This is a genomic window from Streptomyces sp. NPDC091289, assembly GCF_044757365.1.
GTDB lineage: Bacteria > Actinomycetota > Actinomycetes > Streptomycetales > Streptomycetaceae > Streptomyces.
In genome coordinates this window covers 20,450-40,158 of record NZ_JBIVUT010000040.1, presented here as the reverse complement: position 1 = coordinate 40,158, position 19,709 = coordinate 20,450, and the positions used below count along the sequence as shown (strand labels likewise).

Annotated in this window: 15 protein-coding genes; 6 read left to right on the top strand and 9 right to left on the bottom strand. The window is 71.9% G+C overall.

The features are described 5' to 3' along the window. Positions 1 to 2 precede the first annotated feature (2 nt). Positions 3 to 7,697, bottom strand: coding sequence for an amino acid adenylation domain-containing protein (locus ACIQPT_RS36220; protein ID WP_401162421.1), 7,695 nt, complete (start codon positions 7,695 to 7,697; stop codon positions 3 to 5). A 253-nt stretch (positions 7,698 to 7,950) separates the two neighbouring features. Between ACIQPT_RS36220 and ACIQPT_RS36215 the strand changes: the two genes are divergently transcribed. The 3 genes from ACIQPT_RS36215 to ACIQPT_RS36205 all read left to right on the top strand — a co-directional run bounded on the left by ACIQPT_RS36215 (position 7,951) and on the right by ACIQPT_RS36205 (position 10,277). Then, positions 7,951 to 9,174 (top strand): cytochrome P450, encoded by a 1,224-nt coding sequence (locus ACIQPT_RS36215; protein WP_401162419.1) that lies wholly within the window; start codon positions 7,951 to 7,953, stop codon positions 9,172 to 9,174. A gap of 5 nt (positions 9,175 to 9,179) precedes the next feature. Next, positions 9,180 to 9,380: a ferredoxin gene (locus tag ACIQPT_RS36210; protein WP_401162427.1), complete on the top strand. Its 201-nt coding sequence runs from the start codon at positions 9,180 to 9,182 to the stop codon at positions 9,378 to 9,380. 99 nt (positions 9,381 to 9,479) lie between these two features. Then, positions 9,480 to 10,277, top strand: coding sequence for a hypothetical protein (locus ACIQPT_RS36205; RefSeq protein ID WP_401162418.1), 798 nt, complete (start codon positions 9,480 to 9,482; stop codon positions 10,275 to 10,277). Between the two features lie 82 nt (positions 10,278 to 10,359). Here ACIQPT_RS36205 and ACIQPT_RS36200 read toward each other — a convergent pair whose 3' ends face one another. The 5 genes from ACIQPT_RS36200 to ACIQPT_RS36180 are packed head-to-tail and all read right to left on the bottom strand — an operon-like array spanning position 10,360 to position 12,752. Next, positions 10,360 to 11,313 (bottom strand): hypothetical protein, encoded by a 954-nt coding sequence (locus ACIQPT_RS36200; protein WP_401162417.1) that lies wholly within the window; start codon positions 11,311 to 11,313, stop codon positions 10,360 to 10,362. Then, positions 11,310 to 11,723, bottom strand: coding sequence for a hypothetical protein (locus tag ACIQPT_RS36195; protein WP_401162415.1), 414 nt, complete (start codon positions 11,721 to 11,723; stop codon positions 11,310 to 11,312). The genes ACIQPT_RS36200 and ACIQPT_RS36195 overlap by 4 nt, the downstream gene beginning before the upstream one ends. Continuing rightward, a complete protein-coding gene (locus tag ACIQPT_RS36190; RefSeq protein ID WP_401162414.1) occupies positions 11,723 to 12,136 on the bottom strand; it encodes a hypothetical protein in 414 nt (137 codons plus the stop codon). Before ACIQPT_RS36190 ends, ACIQPT_RS36195 begins: the two co-directional genes overlap by 1 nt. Next, the gene (locus ACIQPT_RS36185; RefSeq protein WP_401162412.1) at positions 12,136 to 12,501 is read right to left on the bottom strand and encodes a hypothetical protein; all 366 of its coding nucleotides are present in this window, start codon (positions 12,499 to 12,501) and stop codon (positions 12,136 to 12,138) included. The genes ACIQPT_RS36190 and ACIQPT_RS36185 overlap by 1 nt, the downstream gene beginning before the upstream one ends. Then, on the bottom strand, positions 12,501 to 12,752 hold the full coding sequence (locus ACIQPT_RS36180; protein WP_351054721.1) for an acyl carrier protein: 252 nt from the start codon (positions 12,750 to 12,752) through the stop codon (positions 12,501 to 12,503). The genes ACIQPT_RS36185 and ACIQPT_RS36180 overlap by 1 nt, the downstream gene beginning before the upstream one ends. A 207-nt stretch (positions 12,753 to 12,959) precedes the next feature. Between ACIQPT_RS36180 and ACIQPT_RS36175 the strand changes: the two genes are divergently transcribed. The 3 genes from ACIQPT_RS36175 to ACIQPT_RS36165 all read left to right on the top strand — a co-directional run bounded on the left by ACIQPT_RS36175 (position 12,960) and on the right by ACIQPT_RS36165 (position 16,119). Then, entirely contained in the window at positions 12,960 to 14,117 is a 1,158-nt protein-coding gene (locus ACIQPT_RS36175) for a beta-ketoacyl-[acyl-carrier-protein] synthase family protein (RefSeq protein WP_401162410.1), read from the top strand. Further along, positions 14,114 to 15,073 (top strand): beta-ketoacyl synthase N-terminal-like domain-containing protein, encoded by a 960-nt coding sequence (locus ACIQPT_RS36170; protein WP_401162409.1) that lies wholly within the window; start codon positions 14,114 to 14,116, stop codon positions 15,071 to 15,073. Before ACIQPT_RS36175 ends, ACIQPT_RS36170 begins: the two co-directional genes overlap by 4 nt. 83 nt (positions 15,074 to 15,156) lie before the next feature. Then, complete coding sequence (locus tag ACIQPT_RS36165) at positions 15,157 to 16,119, top strand: hypothetical protein (protein WP_401162407.1); 963 nt, start codon at positions 15,157 to 15,159, stop codon at positions 16,117 to 16,119. Between the two features lie 88 nt (positions 16,120 to 16,207). Here ACIQPT_RS36165 and ACIQPT_RS36160 read toward each other — a convergent pair whose 3' ends face one another. The 3 genes from ACIQPT_RS36160 to ACIQPT_RS36150 form a co-directional block, all read right to left on the bottom strand. Further along, positions 16,208 to 16,969, bottom strand: coding sequence for a thioesterase II family protein (locus ACIQPT_RS36160; protein WP_401162405.1), 762 nt, complete (start codon positions 16,967 to 16,969; stop codon positions 16,208 to 16,210). 31 nt (positions 16,970 to 17,000) lie between these two features. Next, positions 17,001 to 17,219: an MbtH family protein gene (locus ACIQPT_RS36155; RefSeq protein WP_388000182.1), complete on the bottom strand. Its 219-nt coding sequence runs from the start codon at positions 17,217 to 17,219 to the stop codon at positions 17,001 to 17,003. 231 nt (positions 17,220 to 17,450) lie between these two features. Beyond that, the gene (locus tag ACIQPT_RS36150) at positions 17,451 to 19,610 is read right to left on the bottom strand and encodes an MMPL family transporter (protein ID WP_401162404.1); all 2,160 of its coding nucleotides are present in this window, start codon (positions 19,608 to 19,610) and stop codon (positions 17,451 to 17,453) included. Positions 19,611 to 19,709: the final 99 nt, after the last annotated feature.

Here is a 19,709-nt window from a genome sequence, read left to right as displayed (position 1 = left end):
TCCTAGACGCTCCATTCCGACGCGAACCGATCGAGTTCGTCCTGCGAGACCAGCTCCACGTCCCACTCGCCGTCGGGAGCCGCGGCCGGCGTCCCGGTGTCGCCGGGTTCCGGCTCGGCCATGGCGGCGATGGCCCGCACGGTGCGGTGGGCGAACACGTCCTGCGGGGAGAACCGCAGCCCCTCGGCGCGGGCGCGGCTGACGAGTTGGACCGAGATGATGCTGTCGCCGCCCCGGCGGAAGAAGTCGTCGTCCGCCCCGGCCCGGGGAAGCCCCAGGACCTCGGCGAAGAGCCGGGCGACGGTGTGCTCCTCGGGGGTCGATGGCGCCGATTCCGACGCGGCGACCGCGTCCGGCGCGGGCAGCGCCTTGTGGTCGAGCTTGCCGTTCAGGGTGACGGGCAGCGCGTCCAGCAGCACCAGCGAGGCGGGCACCATGTGCTCGGGCAGCCGGTCGGCGAGCGCGCCGTTCAGCTCCGCCACCAGCGCGCCCCTGCGGCGGGCGACGAGCGGGTCGTTGGCGTAGCGTGCCGGGACCGCGTCCGGGAGGTACAGGTCCCGGTAGGCGGGCGGCACACCGTCACCGTCCGCGGCGGGCACGAACACCGCGTCCAGCCGGCCGTCCTCGGCCCCGGCCGTCCAGGTGACCAGCGCCCGGTATCCGGCGGGTACGCCCGCCTCGTGCAGGGCGGTGACGTCGATGCCCCCGGGCTCCGGGGATCCGGTCGCCCGTGCCGCCGCGGCCAGGTCGGCACGCAGCCTGCCGTTGGGCACACCGGTGATCCGCAGCGCCGCCGGGCGCTCCTCGCTCAGGCGGAGCGCGATGCCTTCGAGGCTGCCGACGTTCTCCCAGGCGACGGCCGGCGTGTTCACGAGGGAGACCGGGTCGGCGGGGCTCTTGTGCAGCACCACGTCGTAGCGGTAGCGGCTCAGCTCATTGGCGTAGGCGCCGCGCTTGATACGGACGTCCACGCCGCCGAAGCCGTCCAGGACGCCGGCGAGGGTGTCGAACAGGGCGGGGTCGACCAGCAGTTCCGTCTCCCGCTCCACGGCCCGGTCGACCGCCTGCCGGAGGGTTTCGGCGTCGTCCTCCGGAGCCTCGGTGAGGTGGACGGCGGTGCGCATGCAGCGCAGCAGCCGCAGGTCGCGGAGGTCGCCGAGGAAGACCGTCCCGGCGTCGCCGAGCAGGGCGAACGCCTGGGAGATCACCTCGGTGAGGTAGTCCACGCTGGGGAAGTACTGCGCCACCGAGTTGATGACCACGGTGTCGAACGTGCCGGCCGGCAGGTCACCCAGCAGGTGCGCCGGGGTGGCGGTGAACCGGGTCCGGCCCGCCAGTACCGGGTCCTCGGCGGTCTGCCGCCGCAGGGTGGCGATCACCTCGCCGGACAGGTCGGTGCCCCAGTACAGCTCTACGTGGGGGGCGACCGGGGACATGATCAGCCCGGCGCCGACGCCGATCTCCAGCACCCGGCGCGGCTTCAGCTCCAGGATCCGTTCCACGGTGGCCGACCGCCAGGCCCGCATCTCGTCCTCGGGCAGCTCCGAGCCGTCGTAACTGCTGTGCCAGCCGCTGAAGTTCTCGCCGAGCGGCGCACCGTCCTCCCGGTCCGACGCGCTGTAGACCTCGTCGTTGATGACCTGCCACTTCTCGACCTGGTCGCTCTCCAGCCCGGTGTCCCGGGAGGCGAGCGCGTTGTCGTCGGGCACCACGTAGCCGACCAGCCTGCGGTCCCCGGGGCGGTCCTCCCGGACCACGACGGCGGCCGACGCCACCTGCGGCTGCTCGGCCAGCACGCCGGTGATCTCGCCCAGCTCCACCCGGAAACCGCGCACCTTCACCTGGTCGTCGGCCCGGCCGGCGAACTCCAGCTGCCCGTCGGCACGCCACCGCACCACGTCTCCGGTGCGGTACATCCGCTCCCCCGGCGTCCCGAACGGCGCGGCGACGAAACGCTCGGCGGTGAGCCCCTGGCGGCCGAGATAGCCGCGGGCCAGGTTCACGCCGGAGACGTACAGCTCACCGAGCACCCCGACCGGGACCGGGCTGAGCCGCGCGTCCAGGACGTACACCCGGGAGTTGGCGATCGGCGTGCCGATGGGCGGGGCGAGCGCGCCGGAGAGCGGCTCGCTCATCGTGGCGCACACGGTCGTCTCGGTCGGCCCGTACGCGTTGATCATCCGCCGGCCGGCGGACCAGGTGGCGGCCAGTTCCGCCGAGCACGCCTCACCGGCGACCGTGAGCACCATGTCCGCGGGCACGGCGGCCGGGTCGAGGCCGGTCAGCGCGATCGGGGGAATGGTCGCGTGGGTGATCCGGTGCTCGGTCAGGAACCGGGCCAGCTCCTCGCCGAGCAGCAGCCCCCGGTCGACCGGCAGGACCAGCGTGGCGCCGCTGAGCAGCGCGATGCAGGTCTCCGACACCGCGGCGTCGAAGCTCGGCGCGGCGTACTGGACGACCCGGTTGTACGCCCGCACCGCGAACCGTTCGGCCTGCGCGGCGGCCAGGTTGCCGATGCCGCTGTGCGTCACCACGACGCCCTTGGGCACACCGGTCGAACCGGAGGTGTAGATCACGTACGCGGCGTGGCCGGGAACGGCGGGCTCCCGGCGGTCGGCGTCGGTCACCGGGCCGGCCTGCCGCCCCTCGACCGCCCGCGACGTGGCGGCGCCGTCCACCACCATGCGGCGCACTCCGGGCAGCACCTCCGCGGCCATGTCCGCCACCGAAGAGGTGGTCAGCACCAGCGCGGGAGCGCAGTCCTCGGCCATGAACTCGACCCGCTCGCGCGGGTAGCCGGGATCCACCGGCACGAACGCGGCGCCCGCCGTGACCACGGCGAGTTGCGCCACGAGGAGGTCCAGCGACTTCGGCATGACCAGCAGGATCCGGTCCTCGGCGCCGATGCCGTGCGTGATCAGGTGCCGGGCGAGCCGGTTGACCCGGGCGTCGAGCTCCGCGTAACCGAGCCGCCGGCCGCCCGCCACCACCGCGAGGGCGGCGGGGGTGCGCCGGGCCTGCGCCGCGAAGAGCTCGGGCAGCGTGCCGGCGGGGGTCTCGCGCGCGGTGTCGTTCCAGTCGACGAGGATCCGCTCGCGCTCGTCGGGCTCCAGTACCTCCAGGTCGCCGATCCGGCTGTCCGGGCGGGCCGTGGCCCGGTCCAGGAGCCGGGTCAGGCGGCCGATGAGCCGTTCGACGGTGGACCGGTCGTAGAGGTCGGTGGCGTACTCGACCGCGCAGGTCGTACGGTCCGGCTCGCCGTTCTCGCCCGGCACCTCGCGGAAGTCGAAGAGCAGGTCCAGCTTGGCCGTGTGCGTCACGGCGGGCTCGATCCACGCGTCGAGGCCGGGCAGGTCCAGGACCGGGGTGCGGTTGTTCTGGAATCCGAGACCGATCTGGATGAGCGGGTGCCGGCCGGCCGAGCGCTCCGGGTTGACCGCCTCGACCAGGCGCTCGAAGGGCAGGTCCTGGTTGGCGAACGCCGCCAGACCGTCCGCACGGGCCTTGCCCAGGAGGTCCGCGAAGCTCGGGTCGCCGGACAGGTCGGTCCGCATCACCAGGGTGTTGACGAGGAACCCGACCAGGTCGTCCAGCGCCTCGTCGGTGCGTCCGGCGATCGAGATGCCGAGCGGGACGTCCTCGCCCGCGCCGAGCTTGCTCAGCAGGACGGCGAGGGCGGTCTGCACGACCATGAACGGGCTCACGTCGTGCTCGCGCGAGCACCGGGTGAGCCGCTCGTGCAGCTCGGGCGGCAGTTCGAAGCGCAGGGTCTCGCCGCGGTACGACGCGACGGCCGGACGGGGCCGGTCGGTGGGCAGCGTGACCTCTTCGGGCAGCCCCCGCAGGTACGTCTTCCAGAAGGCGAGCTGTCCGGAGATCGCGGAGTCGGGGCGCTCCTCGTCCCCGAGGATCTCGCGCTGCCAGAGCGTGTAGTCCGCGTAGGTCACCGGCAGCGGCTCCCAGTCCGGGAGCCGGCCGTCGCAGCGGGCGGTGTAGGCGGTCTGGAGGTCGCGGGTGAGGGGGACCAGGGACCAGCCGTCGGCCGCGATGTGGTGCACCGGCATGAGCAGCGCGTGCTCCTCGCCCGGCAGGACGTACAGGTGCGCACGGACCGGCGCTTCGGTGGCCAGGTCGAAGCCGACGGCGGCGCGTTCGGCCATGGCCGCGTCGAGCCGGTCGGCGGCGATCTCGGTCACGCCCATGACGGGAGCGGCTTCCTCGGCGGACAGGATGTGCTGCCGCGCGGTGCCGTCGCGGTCGGGGAAGACGGTGCGCAGGCTCTCGTGCCGGGCGACCACGTCACCGATCGCGGCCTGCAGGGCCGCCCGGTCCAGGTCGCCGTTCAGACGCACCACCAGCGGAATGTTGTAGGTGCCCGCCCCGCCGTCGATCTTGTCGACGAACCAGAGCCGCAACTGGGCGAAGGACAGCGGAACCTCCGCCGGCCGCTCCATCGGCGTCAGCCGCCGGCGGGCCCGGGGCACGTCACCGCTCCCGGCGAGCCACGCGATCAGTGCCGCGGGAGTGGGCGCCTCGAACACCGTACGGATGGCGACCTCGACGCCGAACGCGGCGCGCAGCCGGCTGACCAGCCGGGTGGCCAGCAGCGAATGCCCGCCCAGATCGAAGAAGTTGTCGTCGAGGGAGACCGAGTCGACTCCGAGGATCTCGGCGAACAGCCCGCAGAAGATCTCCTCCTCCGGTGTCCGCGGCGACCGCCCCCCGGCGTTGCCCGACAGGTCGGGGGCGGGCAGTGCCCTGACGTCCAGCTTCCCGTTGCCGGTCAGCGGCAGCTCGTCCAGCTGCACGAACCAGCTGGGCACCATGTGTTCGGGCAGCACCTCCGCCGTGTGCTTGCGCAGGACCGTCGTGTCCAGCGCGATCCGGCCCTCGTCCCCCCGGTCGCCCACCACGTAGGCCACCAGCCGCTGGTCGTCGGGGGTGTCCTCGCGCACCACCACCGCCGCCTCCCGGACGTCGTGGTGACGCAGCAGGGCCGCCTCGATCTCGCCCGGCTCGATCCGGAATCCGCGGATCTTCACCTGGTGGTCGGAGCGCCCGAGGTACTCCAGGTTCGCGCTGCCGTCGACGGCCCAGCGGGCCAGGTCGCCGGACCGGTACATGCGGCGGCCCGGCGGGCCGAAGGGGTCCGCGACGAAGCGGCCGGAGGTCAGTCCCGGCCGGCCCAGGTAGCCGTCGGCCACACCGGGGCCGCCGATGTACAGCTCGCCGGCCACACCGGGCGGGGACGGACGCAGAGCCGTGTCGAGGACGTAGACGCGCAGGTCCCTCAGGCCGCGGCCGATCATGCTGCCGGCTCCGGACGTCCCGCAGTCGGCGTCGAGGAGCAACTCGGTGGTGTGCACCGTGGTCTCCGTGATGCCGTACATGTTGACGAGACGCGGCGCGTCCTCCGCGTGACGCTCGTACCACTCGGCCAGCCTGCCGAACTCCAGCGCCGCACCGCCGAAGATCACCAGCCGCAGGGCGAGCGCCTGACCGGTCACCGGGGCGTCCCGGTCGGCCTGGATCAGCTGGTAGAACGCCGAGGGCGTCTGGTTGAGCACCGTGACGCGCTCGCGCACCAGCATGCGCAGGAACTCCTGCGGCGAGCGGGTCACCGCGTACGGCACGACGACGAGCCGTCCGCCGTGCAGCAGGGCGCCCCAGATCTCCCACACCGAGAAGTCGAAGGCGTAGGAGTGGAACATCGACCACACGTCGTCCGGGCCGAAGCCGGTCCACTCCCCTGCCGCCTCGAACAGCCGGACCACGTTCCGGTGGGCCACGACGACGCCCTTGGGCAGCCCGGTCGATCCGGAGGTGTAGATGACGTACGCGGCCTGGTCGGGCAGGACAGGACCGCCGCGTTCGTCGTCCTCGACCGGGGTGTCCGGCAGGGCGGTCAGCTCGGCCTCGGTCGCCGGGTCCTCCAGCACGATCCGCGGTATCCGCACGGACAGTTCGGCGAGAGCGTCGTGCCCCGCGGTGACCACCACGGCGGGCTCGGCGTCGCCGAGGAGGTGGGCCACGCGCTCGGCGGGGTACTCGGGGTCCACCGGCAGATACGCGGCACCGGTCTTCAGCGTCGCCAGCAGCGCCACGATCAGGTCCAGCGAGCGGGGCAGCGCCAGCGCGACGAGCTGTCCGCGCCGGACGCCCCGCTTCATCATGAGGCGGGCCATCCGGTCGGACCGCGCGTCCAGCTCGCGGTAGGTCAGCGACCGGGTGACCTGGCTGTCGGGGCACGCCACCGCGGCGCGGTCCGGGTGAGCGGCCACCGCGGCGGCGAACCGCTCGGTCAGGGTCGCGTGTTCGGACCTCTCGGGAGTCCGGCCCGCGCCGCCCCACGCGTCGACGACCCGGGCGAGCGTCTTCGGCTCCACGAGGTCCAGGGCGCCGATCGGGCGGTCGGGGTGCTCGGCGAACCGACCGAGCAGCCGGATGATGAGGTCGTGATGGCTCCGTGCGGTGTCGGCGGTGTAGACGTCGGGGTTCGCGGACACGTCGAACTGGAAGCCGCCGTCCGGGCGGCCGACCACGATCAGCGAGAAGTCGTCGTCGTGCCCGGCCGTCAGCGGGTGCAGCGTGGCGGGCAGCCCCGCGAAGAGCAGGGTGGGGGCGACGACGTGCAGGTTGAGCCGCGGCCCGAGCAACCGGCCGTCGGAGCCCAGCAGTTTCAGGTCCCGCCGTAGTTCCTCGTAGCGGTAGCGCTTGTGCCGCGAGACGGCCCGCATCCGCTCGTGCGCGTGGCGCACCAGCTCTCCCGCCGTCATGTCGGGGCGCACGGTCAGCCGGACCCCGACCACGTTGGACACCATGCCGGGCACGGCCCGTCCGGCGGCCGTCGTGCGGGCGGCCACGGACAGGGCGATCACCACGTCGCGGCTGCCGGTGACCCGGCTGGTGTACGCGGCGAGGGCCGCCATCATCGCGGCGGGCCAGCCGACCCGGCGGGCCCGCGCGGCGTCGCGGACCGCCTCGCCCACCTCGGCCGGGACGCTGCGGCTCTCCCGCACCAGAGCGGTCGGCAGCGCCGCCGGCCGGTCGCCGAGACTCACGGCGACCGGCTTGTCGGCGAACTCCGCGGTCCAGAAGTCCCGGTCGGCGGCGAGGACGTCGGACCGCCGGTACGCCAGCTCGTCCTCGACCAGGTCGCGCAGCGGGGGGAACGCACCGTCCGCGGTGTCCTGGCCCGCGACCAGGCGGGTGTAGACGTCGGCCGTCCGCGACGCGATGAGACTCGCGCCGAAACTGTCCATCACCAGGTGGTGGTAGCGGTAGTAGAAGAGTGACCGCTCGTCGGTGAGCCTGATGAGCGCGAACCGGTACAGCGCGTCCGCGGTCACGTCCACGGCGGTGCCCGCGTCCGACCCCATCCAGGCGTCGGCCCGCTGGTCCGGCCGGTCCTCGGCGGTGAAGTCCAGGACCTCCACGGGCTGTTCGGACCAGTCGGCGACCGGCTCCACCACCTGTACCGGCCCCGTCCCCTCGTCGACGAACCGCGCGCGCAGCGCCTCGGTCTCGGTGACGACCTGGCGCATGGCGGCGAGGAAGAGCCGAGGATCCACGGATCCCGCGATGTCCAGGTACAGGGCCGCGTTGAAGGTGGCGTTGCGGCCGCTCAGGCTCTGGGCGTACCAGATCCCGGCCTGGCCGGCGGTCAGCGGCAGAACCGTGGCTGACGAGTCAGACATCTGTCCTCTGTTTCTTCGGGCCAGGCCGACCTCGGAGTCGGTCGGTTTCGGTTTAACGAATACAGGCTGGGACCGGCCGAGTCGCACACTGCTGCAATTTCCGGAAACGGATCTTTTCCCCGGCGGACGGAATTCGTTTTCTGCGGGCCGGGTTCTGTTGCAGCAAGTGGCAAACCGCTCCGGCGGGCCGGAATTGCGTCCGTAGCATCACCCCGAGCAGGCTCATGACGACCACGAAGACAGGGAATCCCCCATGACCGACGCCATGGTGAAGCCGGCGACCTGCCCCGTCGCCCCGCGCGGGTGGCCCAACCCGCTCCTGACCGAGTACGAGCAGGTGCCGGAGGGGCGTCCGCTGACCCAGGTGACCATGCCGTCGGGCAGCAAGGCGTGGCTGGTCTCGCAGCACTCCCAGATCCAACGCCTGCTGGCGGACAACCGGTTCAGCGTGGAGCCGCACCCCACGTTCCCGATCAGGTTCCCCGCGCCGCAGGAACTGCTCGACATGATCGCCCGGGACTCCAAGAACCTCCTGGTGACCATGGACCCGCCTCGGCACACCCGGGTCCGTCAGATGGCTCTGCCCGACTTCACGATCAGGGCGGCCGAGAAGCTCCGTCCCCGGATGCAGCAGCTCATCGACCAGTACCTGGACGCGATGGAGGCCGAGGGCGGCCCCACCGACCTGGTCCAGGCGCTGGCCCTGCCGCTGCCCGCCCAGGTGATCTGCGAGCTGGCCGGCATACCCGAGTCCGAGCGCGAGGTGTTCACCCGCAACGCCGCCATCATGGTCGGCACCCGGCACTCGTACACCATGGACGAGAAGATGGCCGCCAACAACGAGCTGATGACGTACTTCGCGGAGCTCGTCACCGAGAAGCAGCGGAACCCCACGGACGACATGCTCGGCAACTTCATCAGCCGTGCGGGCCGCACCGACGAGTTCGACCACCACGGCCTGACGCTGATGACGAAGATGCTGCTGCTCGCGGGCTACGAGTTCATCGTGAACCGCATCGCACTCGGCACCCAGACGCTCCTGGACCACCCGCAGCAGCTGAAGGCCCTGCAGGCGGACCCGGACACGCTCATGCCGCAGACCGTGAACGAGGTGCTGCGCTACTTCAGCCTGGTCGACGAGATCATCGCCCGCGTCGCGCTCGCCGACGTGGAGATCGACGGGGTGACCATCAGGGCGGGCGAGGGCATCCTCGTGCTCAAGGGCCTCGGCGACCGTGACCCCGCCAAGTACACGGACCCCGACACCTTCGACATCCACCGTGACGCGCGGGACCACCTGTCCTTCGGCTTCGGCGTCCACCAGTGTCTGGGCCAGCACGTCGCGCGGCTGATGATGGAGCTCTGCTTCACCTCGCTGTTCACGCGCTTCCCGGGACTGCACGTGGTGGAGTCCGACGAGCCGATCGAGCTCATCGACGGGCTGCCGCCGGTGCACAAGCTCGTGGTCGGCTGGTGAGCGCCATGAAGGTGCACGTCGACCGCGACCGCTGCATCGGCGCCGGACTGTGCGTCATGAGCGCGCCGAACATCTTCGACCAGGGTGAGGACGACGGGCTGGTGATCCTCCTGGACGACAGCCCCACGGAGATCGAAGCACCGGACACCCGCAAGATCGTCGAGCACATCTGTCCGTCGAAGGCCATCCGCATCACCGAGGGCTGAGCCGCCCGACCGGCTCGTGGGCCCGCCGTCGCGCACGCGGCGGCGGGCCCGCCGTTTCGTCCACGCACCGTCCCCGCGCAGAGCAGAGAGGCAGCACACATGACCCGACTCGACGGATGGAAGGTCCTCAACGCGGGCCGGGGTTCCGACCTCGTGCTCGCCGTCGACTTCGCCACCACCGGCCGTTCCGATTCCAGCTTCTCCGATCTCGCACCGCTCCTCGGCCCGGAGCTCACCGTCTGGGAGACCCGGCAGCCCGACACCGGCACGGGGATGTCGGCGGCGCGGTACATCGAGCGGTGGGCCGGCGAGGCCGAGGCCTCCGGACGCCCGGTCCGGGCCGTGCTCGGCTACTGCGCGGGCGCGGTCTTCGCCGGTGAGCTGGCCGACCGGCTGGCTCTCCGGCAGGAACAGCGTCCCGCCCTGGTGGTGTTCGACCCGGAGATTCCGAACCCGGCCGGTCTGGACCGGGACTTCGCGGCGATGATGGACCAGTTCGCCTCCGTACTGTCGGCGGACGAGGTGGCCACCGCCCGCCGGGCCGCGACGGCCGCCCGGGCCGACGCCCCGGACTTCGCGGCCTTCGGGGACGCGCTGGTGGCGATCTTCCGGGAGCAGGCCGGCGCCGCGTTCCGCCGCGAGGGACTCGACGCCGACCTGCTGGAGGAGTTCGCCGCGGTGTTCCGGTCCTTCGTGTCCTACCTGGACGCGGCCCGGCAGATCGACCCGACCGCCGCCTGGCGCACCGCCGTCGCCGTCAACTCCCGGCAGCGCACCGAGGGGGCGCTGCTCGCCGCGCGGTCGGTGGACCTCCCGGTGGACCATGTCGACCTGCTGCGCAGCCGCCCCACGGCGGACGCCGTGGGCGAGGCCGTCGGGAGCCTCTCCGCCCCGTGACCGTACGACCGGCGGCCCGGCGCGGTCCCGGAGGTGTTCTCTCCGGGTCGCGGCGGGCCGCCGGGTCGTACGGGGCGGGTTCTCAGCCCACCGCGGCTGTCCTGTCCACGCGCGAGCGCGGCCTGCTCGAACCGATGAGTGCGCCGACCGTCATGACGCACGTGTCTCCGTCCCAGGTCTCCCCGGACACGAAGACGTTGTTCTCCATCAGCCGGTCGATGCGGGCCACATGACGCAGCACCGCCCCCGGCCGTACCTCTCCGGCGAACCGGCAGCCACGGAAGGCCGCCGCCACCGGCACGCCCTCGGCCGTACCGGTCGACAGCCACAGGAGCACGGAGGACTGTCCGAAGGACTCCAGCATCAGGGCCCGTGGGTACATGTACCGCGACAGCGGCAGCCCGTCGGCCATCGACTGATAGCAGGGCTCGGAGCCGGAGACCGCCTTGGCCGTGACGATCCGCCGGCCCGCCTCGAAGGACTCCACCCGGTCCACCAGGAGCATGGGGTGGCGCACCGGCAGCTTCTCCAGGATCCCGGTGTAGTCGGGTCCGGCGGGAGTGCCCGGCGGGGGCGCCTCTCCGGCGGGCAGGAGCGGAAGGCCGATACGACCGGCCTCCCCCGATCCGAGGACCAGCTTCGCGGCCACGACCGGGGAGCCGTCCTGCCGTACCCCGTCGGCGGTGATCCGCCAGCGGCCGCCCTCGGCCGGTTCGGCCGTGACGTCCAGCCGGATCTCGTCGCCGCCCTGCATGGGCGCCAGCCAGCGCCCGGACACGACCTCCAGCAGGTTGAGCGGTTCATCGGCGTCCAGCAGCGTGGTGACCGCCTGACGGAGCCCCTCCAGCACGAACACGGCCGGCAGGAGGGTGAGCCCCGGGAAGTGCCCGGCCATGTAGGGATCGCCGGGGTCCACCGTCTTGAAGGCCCGGAATCGCAGCCCGGACCGGGCCGGGCACACCTCCAGCCGGTCGACCGCGCGCAGCGGCGTCGCGAAGGTGTGCGGCCGGCCCGCCACGGCCGGAACCCCGGTCATACGAACCACACCTGGTCGTACGTGGGCCAGCGGCGAGCCAGCTCGGACGCGGCGACGCGGGTGACGCCCGCCACCAGCCGGTCCGGCGCGAAGCCCAGTTCGGCCAGCGCGTCCTCGTCCACGAAGACCTCGAAGCCCGCGGCGACCAGGTCGCGTACGGAGCCCCGGTAGTCCGGCAGCGTCTCCAGCAGGGTCGAACCCAGCTGTACGGAGGGGACGTAGGCGTCCTCCTCGACGGCCATCGTCACCGTCGCGCCGCGCAGGGCCAGGTCGACCTTGGCGAACTGGCCGTGCAGGTCGAGCAGTCCGTACAGCGGGTGGAAGAACTGGACCTCGACGGCGCCCCGGTAGGCGCGGTCGATCACGCAGAGCACCCGCTCGCGGGGCTGTGCCGGTGCGGCGGTGGTCATCAGGCTCCCCCGAGGTAGAGCGTCTGCCGGGCGCCGGCCATCGTCCCGGCCAGCCGGAGCGGCGACCGGTGGCGCACCTGCGGGATGTGGTGGGTCGCGCCGCGCTCCTCGGAGCACGCCGTGCACGCGATCCACGCGAAGCGGCCTCCGGCGTCCTCCGACAGCTGCCGGACGATGGCGGAGGACGAGGGGTAATGCCCTTCGGGGTCCCGGGTGTTCGGCAGCTTGGTGTCGCCGAACGTGTCCTGGGTGAGCATGTTGGCGTACCCGCACGCCCAGACCCGCACCGAGCCTCCCCGGTCGAGGACCGCGTGCGAGAGCCGCAGCGCGGAGGTGACGACGTCGCCGGAGTGCGGGGCCGCCGTCATGATGATCAGCAGGTCCCAGACCCGGCGCTTCATCGGCGTCCCCATCAGTGCCACACCCCCCGGCACTCGTCCTCGGCCAGGGCCGCGGCGACGGCGTCCATGCCCGCGAACCTCACGTGCGGCGACAGCATGCCGCCGAGCGCCCGCTGCGCGGCCGAGAAGTCGTCCACCAGGACCTCCACCCCGGCCGCGGCGAGCCGCTCGATCTCGGGGGCCGCGCCGGCGGCGGAGAGCACCCCGTCCTCGACGAGATAGACCCGCACCCGGTGGCCGGCCCCGGCGAGCGCCTCGGCGTCCCGGAGGAAGGTTCCCGCCCCCGGGCCCGCCCAACTGCCCTTGCTCTCGATCAGGAAGTAGGAGGCTACGGCGGTCCCTTCGGCCTCCGTCGTACGGGCGGGTGGCACGGCCATCAGCCGCTCAGCTTCCTGCTGAGCAGACCGTGGATGTCGGGGAACGTGCGGAGCTGAACGAGCTCCTCCTCCGGGATCCTGATCCCGTAGCGCTGCTCCAGCGTGACCGCGAGCTCCAGCGCCACCACCGAGTCGACCCCGAGCTCCTCGACGAAGAGCGCTTCGTCGGTCAGTGCCGAGGATTCGACATCCAGGGTGTCCGCAACCAGCTCCCGGAGCTCGGACGTATTCAGCGTGATTTCGACACTCACCGGATTCCCTTTCTTTGGGATATTCATTTCCACTGCACACCGTTCCGCATTCCGCGCCGATGATATTGCAGGCCCGCGACAGGCGAGGATACGGCCGCTCGATTACTGCAGGTACTTGCAAGGCCCGCGGGCGGGAGTCTTTGGCGAAGGCACTCTGGTCGGTATCGGTGAATTGTGCGGCACGGTACGAAGGAGCGAGGTGCGCCGGTGACGGTCGTGGTCACGGGGCTGGGAGCGGTGACCTGTTTCGGCGAGGGTGTCGACGCGCTGTGGGACGGTCTGCTGCGTGCGGACCGGCTCCCGGTGCCCGCGCCGGACGCCTGCGGTCTGCCGGAGCGCCCCCACCTGTACGCGGCGCCCGATCCGGACGACGGGCCCCCAGGACCCGGCGGCGGGACCCCGGGGAGGACCAGCACGATGCTGATCACCGCCGTCGCGGAGGCCGTCTCCGAGGCGGGCCTGGAGCGCGCGGACCTCCTCGACGCCGGACTGACCGTGGGCACCTCGCTCGGGGACATCGACACGGCGGAGGCCGTCGGCCCGGAGGGTCGCCCGCTCGCCGTCCACGGGGTGACGGCCCTGGTCGCCGAACGGTTCGGGTTCGGCGGGTGCGCCCACACGCTGTCCACCGCCTGCTCCGCCGGAACGTACGCGGTGAGCTGGGCCGCCGAGCTGATCGAGTCCGGCCAGGCCGAGGTCGTCGTCGCCTGCGGCGGCGACGCCTTCTCCCGCGTGGCGGTGGGGACCCTGCACCGGTTCGGCCTGCTGGACCCGAGGCACTGCCGCCCCTTCGACGCCGACCGGGCGGGCATGGTCACCGGCGAGGGCGCCGCGGCCGTGGTGCTGGAGTCCGCCGAGTCGGCCCACCGCCGGGGCGCGGCCCCCCTGGCCGTGCTCGCGGGCCACGGCTGGAGCTGCGACGCCCACCACCCGATGGCCCCGGAGCCGTCCGGCGAACAGCTGCGGCGGGCGGCGGACCAGGCCCTCGCCGCCGCTTCGGGCGCACCGGGCGCGGTCGTGCTGCACCGGGCCGGGGTGGTCCTCAACGACACCGTGGAGACCACGGCCGTCGGTGACGCGCTGACCGCCGCCGGGTGCGACCCGGCCATGACCGCCGGTTACGCGCCGAAGGCGGTGATGGGCCACACCGCGGGCGCGTCCGGCGTCTTCGGCTGTGTGATCGCGGCGCGGATCCTGCGCCACGGGCTGGTCCCGCCGAACGGCCATGTCGTCACCCTCGACTCCACCGGTCCGATGGAGATCCCGCACGGGGAACCCCTGCCCCTGTCCCACCCCTCCGTGCTGGTCAGCGGCACCGGCTTCGGGGGCAACAACGCGGTGCTCGCCTGGGAGGCCATCGGATGAACATCCGGATCACCGGCTCCGGAGCCGTCGCGGAGCAGCCCGGCGGGAGCGGCGAGGCGCCCTGGTTCGACCCGGCGGAGCACCTCGGCCGGCGCGGCTGGAAGTACCTGTCCCCGCCCACCCGCTATCTGCTGGCCGCCGGCCACCTGGCGCTCGGCCGGCGGCACGACGATCCGCCCCTGACCGGCGACGGGAGCAGGCGCCTCGGTGTGGTGACCGGGACGCAGTTCGCGATCGCGCACGTGCACCGGAGGATGGACGACACCCTGCGCACCGAGGGAGTCCGGGGCATCAGCCCGGCCGAGGTGCCGGGTTTCTCGATGAGCACCCCGGGCAGCCAGTTGGCCATCGCCTCCGGCGCCCGCGCCTTCTCGGTCACCTTGACCAACCCCGTCACCGCGGGCCTCGAAGCCGTCCAGTTCGCGGTGACCGCCCTGCGCACCGGCCGGGCCGACCGGGTGGTGGCCGCCGCGACCGACCAGGCCCCCGCGGGGAGCGAGCGCCGTGGCCAGCACGACGCGGCCGCCGCCGTCGTGCTGTCGGCGCCGGACCCGGCGAGCCCGTCCCGGGCGTTCGCCGGGATCACCGGCGGCACCTCCCGGTTCGTCCCCCGGAACGGCGACGGCGCCCCGGAGCCGGCCGCCCTCACCGGGGCGGCGCGGCGGATCGCCGCCCTGACCGGGGACGCGCGGGAGGTGCGGCTCGTCGTCAGCGCGCCGGCCGGGGCCGCACGTCTCGCCGCCGCCGTCCGCGACGCCGTCGCCGGGGCCGTCGCCGCGGCGGGAGGCTCGGTCCGTGACCCGGAGCGGGCGGTCACCGAGTCCCGGCATTGCGCGGTGTCGGGAATGCTGGAGCTGATCGCACTGGCCGGGACGGGGGAGCCCGCACTACTGATATCCGTATCGGAATCCGGTCATCTCACCGCCCTAGCACTCAACGGCTCGGCCCGGCCGTAATTTCACAGAACCATGGAAAATCACACACTCCGTAATTCGGACATAACTTTGACCGCCGAAGACGGCTCGGATATCGTGCCAACATGACAGTAATGGTGGCCCAGCCGACCTCACGGTTGCTCAAATTACGCCGAATCGCCGGATACGGAACTGCCGCCGCAGTCATGCCGTACATGCTCATCAAAATCGCCTGGACGTTCGGCCTCTTCCTGCCGACCCAGGAAATGGGCGAGGCTGATTGGCGGGCCATCAACGCGACGACGGCGGTGCTGGCCGCGGTGGGCATCCTGTTGGCGCTGGCGTTCACGCGCCCCTGGGGCGAGCGGGTCCCCGCCTGGCTGATCGTCCTGCCCGTGTGGGTGGGTACCGGCCTGCTCGTGCCCATGCTGGTGCTGGCGCCGGTGCTCGGCCCGGCCGCCATGTCCCGGGACGAACAGGCCGACGCCTCCACCGACCTGTGGGTCTACGAGCAGGTCTTCGTGATGATCTCGCTGGTCGGGGTCGGCATCGGCCTGCCGCTCGCACTGGCCGGCTACGCGCGGGCGCGGTGGCCGGAGGCGCTCAGCGGTCCGGCCGACTGCGGGGAGCCCACCGGCAGCACGCGCTCCCTGCAGCGGACCGCGGCCCTGCTGATGGCCGCGGGGTGCGCCGTACTCGGCCTCGTCAAGCTGTTCTGGGCCGTCGGTGGCACCTTCGGTCTCGACCCGGCGGCGCTGGAGCACCGCGACATGTGGTGGCACCTGCTGTCGGCGAGCACCGGGGTATGGGCCTTCGCCGGGGTCTGGGGCCTGTTGGTCCTGACGAGCGGCCGCGGATCGAAGCGGTTCCTGCCTCCGATGGCGGCGGCCTGGATCTCCTCGGGGATGCTCTTCGCGTACGGCCTCTACAGCCTCCTCACCAACCTGGGCACCAAGCGCCCCGCCCCGGAGAGCGACATCGCGCATCTGCTGGCAGGAGTGACCGGCATGGCGCTCGGCGTGATCATGGGGATGGTCATCCTGTTGGTGCTCCACGACCGCAAGCGAGCCCTGAACGAGACGGCCTGAGCCACTGTCCGCGTACGGAAGGGAGGGCCACACCGGTGTGGCCCTCCCTTCCGTACGCGGTACTCCCCGCCCGAAGCTCCCGGAACGCCTAACGTCCGGGGGCCGGAGCGGCCTCGGTGCACCACCACGGCATCCGCGACCACACCTCCGGTTCGTAGAAGTGCCCGCCCGGCAGCTCGAACGCCTCGAAGCCGCCGTCCGCCAACGACTTCCAGTCCCGTTCCACCTCGTCGAACGGCTCGGTGTCCTCGGCCCCGTACAGCAGCCGCAGCGGCGCGGACACCCGCGTGCCCGGCACGAAGCGGTAGGACTCCGACACCGCGAGGTCCGCGCGGAGCAACTCCACGGCCAGGTCCCGGAGATCCGGTTCGTTGGCCACCATCGCGCTCATCTGCCCGAACTCCCGCATCCAGGCGACGAGGGCGTCGTCACCGTCCGTCGAGCGGGGCACGTCGGTGCGGTGCTGACGCCGGTGGGGCGCCACGCCTCCGGAGACGACGAGCGCCGACGGCGGTGTCACGCCCAGGCGTTCGAGCTGCGCGGCGGTCTCGAACGCCATCCAGGAGCCCATGCTGTGGCCGAACAGCGTGTACGGCCGGGCGGCGACGTCGCGCACCGCCCGCACGACGTCGTCCCGCAGCGTCACCCAGTCGCGGGCGAAGGGGGTCCCGTAGCGCGCCTCCCTGCCGGGATAGCAGACGAGCGCCAACTCGACGTCCTCCGGAAGCTGCTGGGCCCAGCCGCGGAACGGAGCGGTGCCCCCTCCGCAGTAACTCAGACACACCAGCACCCGGTCCGCCCGGGGGCGTGGCCGGGGCCGGCTGATCGCGGCGGGTGAGAGCGTCCGCACGTTCCCGTTCCTCTCCTGTCCGGCCGCTCGCCTACTCAGCGCCCGCCATCTGGCGCACCAGGCTCAGCGGGCGCATGTCCGTCCAGTGCTCCTCGACGTAGTCCAGGCAGGACTGCCGGTCGGCCCGGCCGTGCCGCGCCGTCCATCCCGCGGGGATCTCGGCGAACGCGGGCCACAGCGAATGCTGGCCCTCCTCATTGACCAGTACGAAGTACTCGGCGTCGTTGTCCTCGAAGGGGTTCGTGCTCATCGCTGCCTCTCCAACGGGTTGGAAACATCGGTACGGAGTTCCGACCGGATTTCAACAGGAAGAATTCCTGATGCCCGAGGAAGCCGTACGGAAAAGGACCTTACCGAGGCCGACGACGGCTCTCCGCGCCCTTTCAGGAAGTTGCACGGAACACACGCGAAGTGACAAAAAGGACGTCGCCGCCCACCCCGGGTCAGGTGCCGGGACGGGCGGCGACGAGGTCACGCGGGTCTACGGGGTGCGGGCGCCGACCAGCGGGTCGGCGTCCTTCTCCTCGACCGGCGGGGCAGCGTCGGCGGCGGGTGCGGCACGACGGTTGCCCGGCCACCAGGCGGCCGGCCCCACGAGCGTCGTGACCGCCGGAACCAGGAGGGTCGCCATCACGAAGGCGCTCAGCAGGATGCCGAAGGCCACCGCGAAGCCCATCTGCTTGAGCATGGAGTTGTCGGCGAGCATCAGGACCCCGAAGGTTCCGGCGAGGATGATCGCGGCCGCGCTGATGGTGGGGGCGGACTGCACGACGGCCAGCCGGACGGCTTCCTGTGGCTGCCTGCCGTTCTGGATCTCCTCGCGCAGCCGGGCCACCATCAGGATGTTGTAGTCCGTGCCGATGGCGACCACGAAGAGGTAGACGATCACGGGCAGCATGAACAGCAGGCCGCCCGTACCGTCCTGGAACAGCCAGACCGTGGCGCCGAGCGTGCCGCCGAAGCCGAGGCCGACCGAGATCATCAGATACAGCGGGGCGATGAAGCTGCGGAGCATCAGACCGAGGATCAGCATGATCGCCGCGGCGGCCACCGGGAACACGAGCTTGTAGTCACGGTTGACGGCGGTCTGCACGTCCGCGAGCACCGCGGTGCTGCCGCCGACGTACTGCTCGGTGCCCTCCGGCGCCTTCGCGTGCACCGTGTCACGCAGTTCGCCGCCGACCAGGTCCAGCGCCTCGTCGGCCGCCGGGCGGAAGTCGAGTATGACGCTGTACTGGGCGACGTCGCCCTTCGGATTGACCTGGGGCGGGGACACCTTGTCGACGCCCTCGACGGCCGCCAGCTCGGTGGTGTAGGCGCTGAGCCGTCCCTTGTCCAGCGGCGATCCGTCGGTGGACTTCACGAAGACGGAGGTCGGGTCGGACTGCCCGGCGGAGAAGCCGCTCTGGAGCTCCTCCATCGCCTGGACGGACTCCAGGTTGCTGGGGAGCGAGCTCTCGGTGTCGTACTCCGCCTTGAAGCCGAGCACCCCCAGGGCCATGACGACCAGCAGTCCACCGGAGACCGCGGCGATGAGGGCGGGCTTGCGGGCGGCGAAGTTGCCGACGCGCTCCGTGACCCCGGGCTTGGGCTGCTTGCGCCACGCCTTCGACGGCCAGAACGCCTTGGTGCCCAGCAGGGAGAACACCGCGGGTACGAGGGTGAGGGCGGCGATCAGGGTCACGGCCACGGCGATCGCCAGCGACATGCCCATGCTGCTGAGCATGCCCATCGAGGACAGCAGCAGGGAGAGGAACGCGGCGATGACCACGCCGGCGGCGGAGGCGATGGTCTCGCCGACCCGGCCGGCGGCGTCGGCCAGCGCCTCCTTGGGCTCCTGGCCCTCCCGCAGGTGTTCGCGGTAGCGGAACAGCAGGAAGAGTGTGTAGTCGGTGCCGACGCCGAAGAGCACCACGATGAGGATCGCGGAGATCGAGGCGGGTGCTTCGAGCCCGGCGAGGTCGCTGGCGGTGGCGATGACGCCCATGGTCACCATGAACACGACCCCGATGATGAGGACGGGCATCAGGGCGATGGTCGGGCTGCGGAAGATGATCAGCAACAGCACGATGATGAGCACCAGGGTGGCCATCATGACCATCGCGTCCGTGCTGTCCGATGCCTCCAGCGAGTCCAGTGCCGTGGCGGAGGCCCCGGTGAAGCCCAGTTTCAGCCCGCTGTCCGGCAACAGCTCGGCCGCCTCGGTCCTCAGCTTCTTGACCGAGTCCACGAGCGTCTCGTCGTGGGCCGTCTTCGTGGAGGCGAACACATGGACAAGACTGATCTTCCCGTCCGGGGAGACCGCGCCGGGGTCCGCGACCACTTCGGTGATCTTCGCGAACTTCTTGTCCTGGAGGCCCGCCGCGATCTCGCCGACCTCCTTCTTGTCGGCCTCTGTCAGCTTGCCGCCGTCGGTCCGCTGGAAGACGCCGATGGCCGACGGCTGGCGGCTCTGCGGGAAGGCGTCCTGCTGGACCTGCGCGGCGCGTACCGACTCGTAGTCGGACGGGAGGAACTCCGCTTGGTCGTTGGTCGGCTTCAACTGCGGTGCCAGCGCGATCAGGGCTGCGGTCGCCACCAGCCAGAGAACGATGACCAACCATGGGCGGTTCACCGAGAACCGCCCGATTCCACGGAACATGTGCTTTCCTCCACGACGTCACCGGCGGCCGGACGGACGCCGGGAAAACTGCACTCGGACCGCCACGTTCCGCAGGGCGGCAAGGGATTTCAAGTAGCG

Coding starts and splice junctions, on each gene's coding strand:
- ACIQPT_RS36220 (WP_401162421.1), bottom strand. CDS start 7,697: ATGTCTGACTCGTCAGCCACGGTTCTGCCGCTGACCGCCGGCCAGGCC.
- ACIQPT_RS36210 (WP_401162427.1), top strand. CDS start 9,180: ATGAAGGTGCACGTCGACCGCGACCGCTGCATCGGCGCCGGACTGTGC.
- ACIQPT_RS36170 (WP_401162409.1), top strand. CDS start 14,114: ATGAACATCCGGATCACCGGCTCCGGAGCCGTCGCGGAGCAGCCCGGC.
- ACIQPT_RS36150 (WP_401162404.1), bottom strand. CDS start 19,610: ATGTTCCGTGGAATCGGGCGGTTCTCGGTGAACCGCCCATGGTTGGTC.
- ACIQPT_RS36185 (WP_401162412.1), bottom strand. CDS start 12,501: ATGGCCGTGCCACCCGCCCGTACGACGGAGGCCGAAGGGACCGCCGTA.
- ACIQPT_RS36155 (WP_388000182.1), bottom strand. CDS start 17,219: ATGAGCACGAACCCCTTCGAGGACAACGACGCCGAGTACTTCGTACTG.
- ACIQPT_RS36215 (WP_401162419.1), top strand. CDS start 7,951: ATGACCGACGCCATGGTGAAGCCGGCGACCTGCCCCGTCGCCCCGCGC.
- ACIQPT_RS36190 (WP_401162414.1), bottom strand. CDS start 12,136: ATGGGGACGCCGATGAAGCGCCGGGTCTGGGACCTGCTGATCATCATG.
- ACIQPT_RS36200 (WP_401162417.1), bottom strand. CDS start 11,313: ATGACCGGGGTTCCGGCCGTGGCGGGCCGGCCGCACACCTTCGCGACG.
- ACIQPT_RS36195 (WP_401162415.1), bottom strand. CDS start 11,723: ATGACCACCGCCGCACCGGCACAGCCCCGCGAGCGGGTGCTCTGCGTG.
- ACIQPT_RS36205 (WP_401162418.1), top strand. CDS start 9,480: ATGACCCGACTCGACGGATGGAAGGTCCTCAACGCGGGCCGGGGTTCC.
- ACIQPT_RS36165 (WP_401162407.1), top strand. CDS start 15,157: ATGACAGTAATGGTGGCCCAGCCGACCTCACGGTTGCTCAAATTACGC.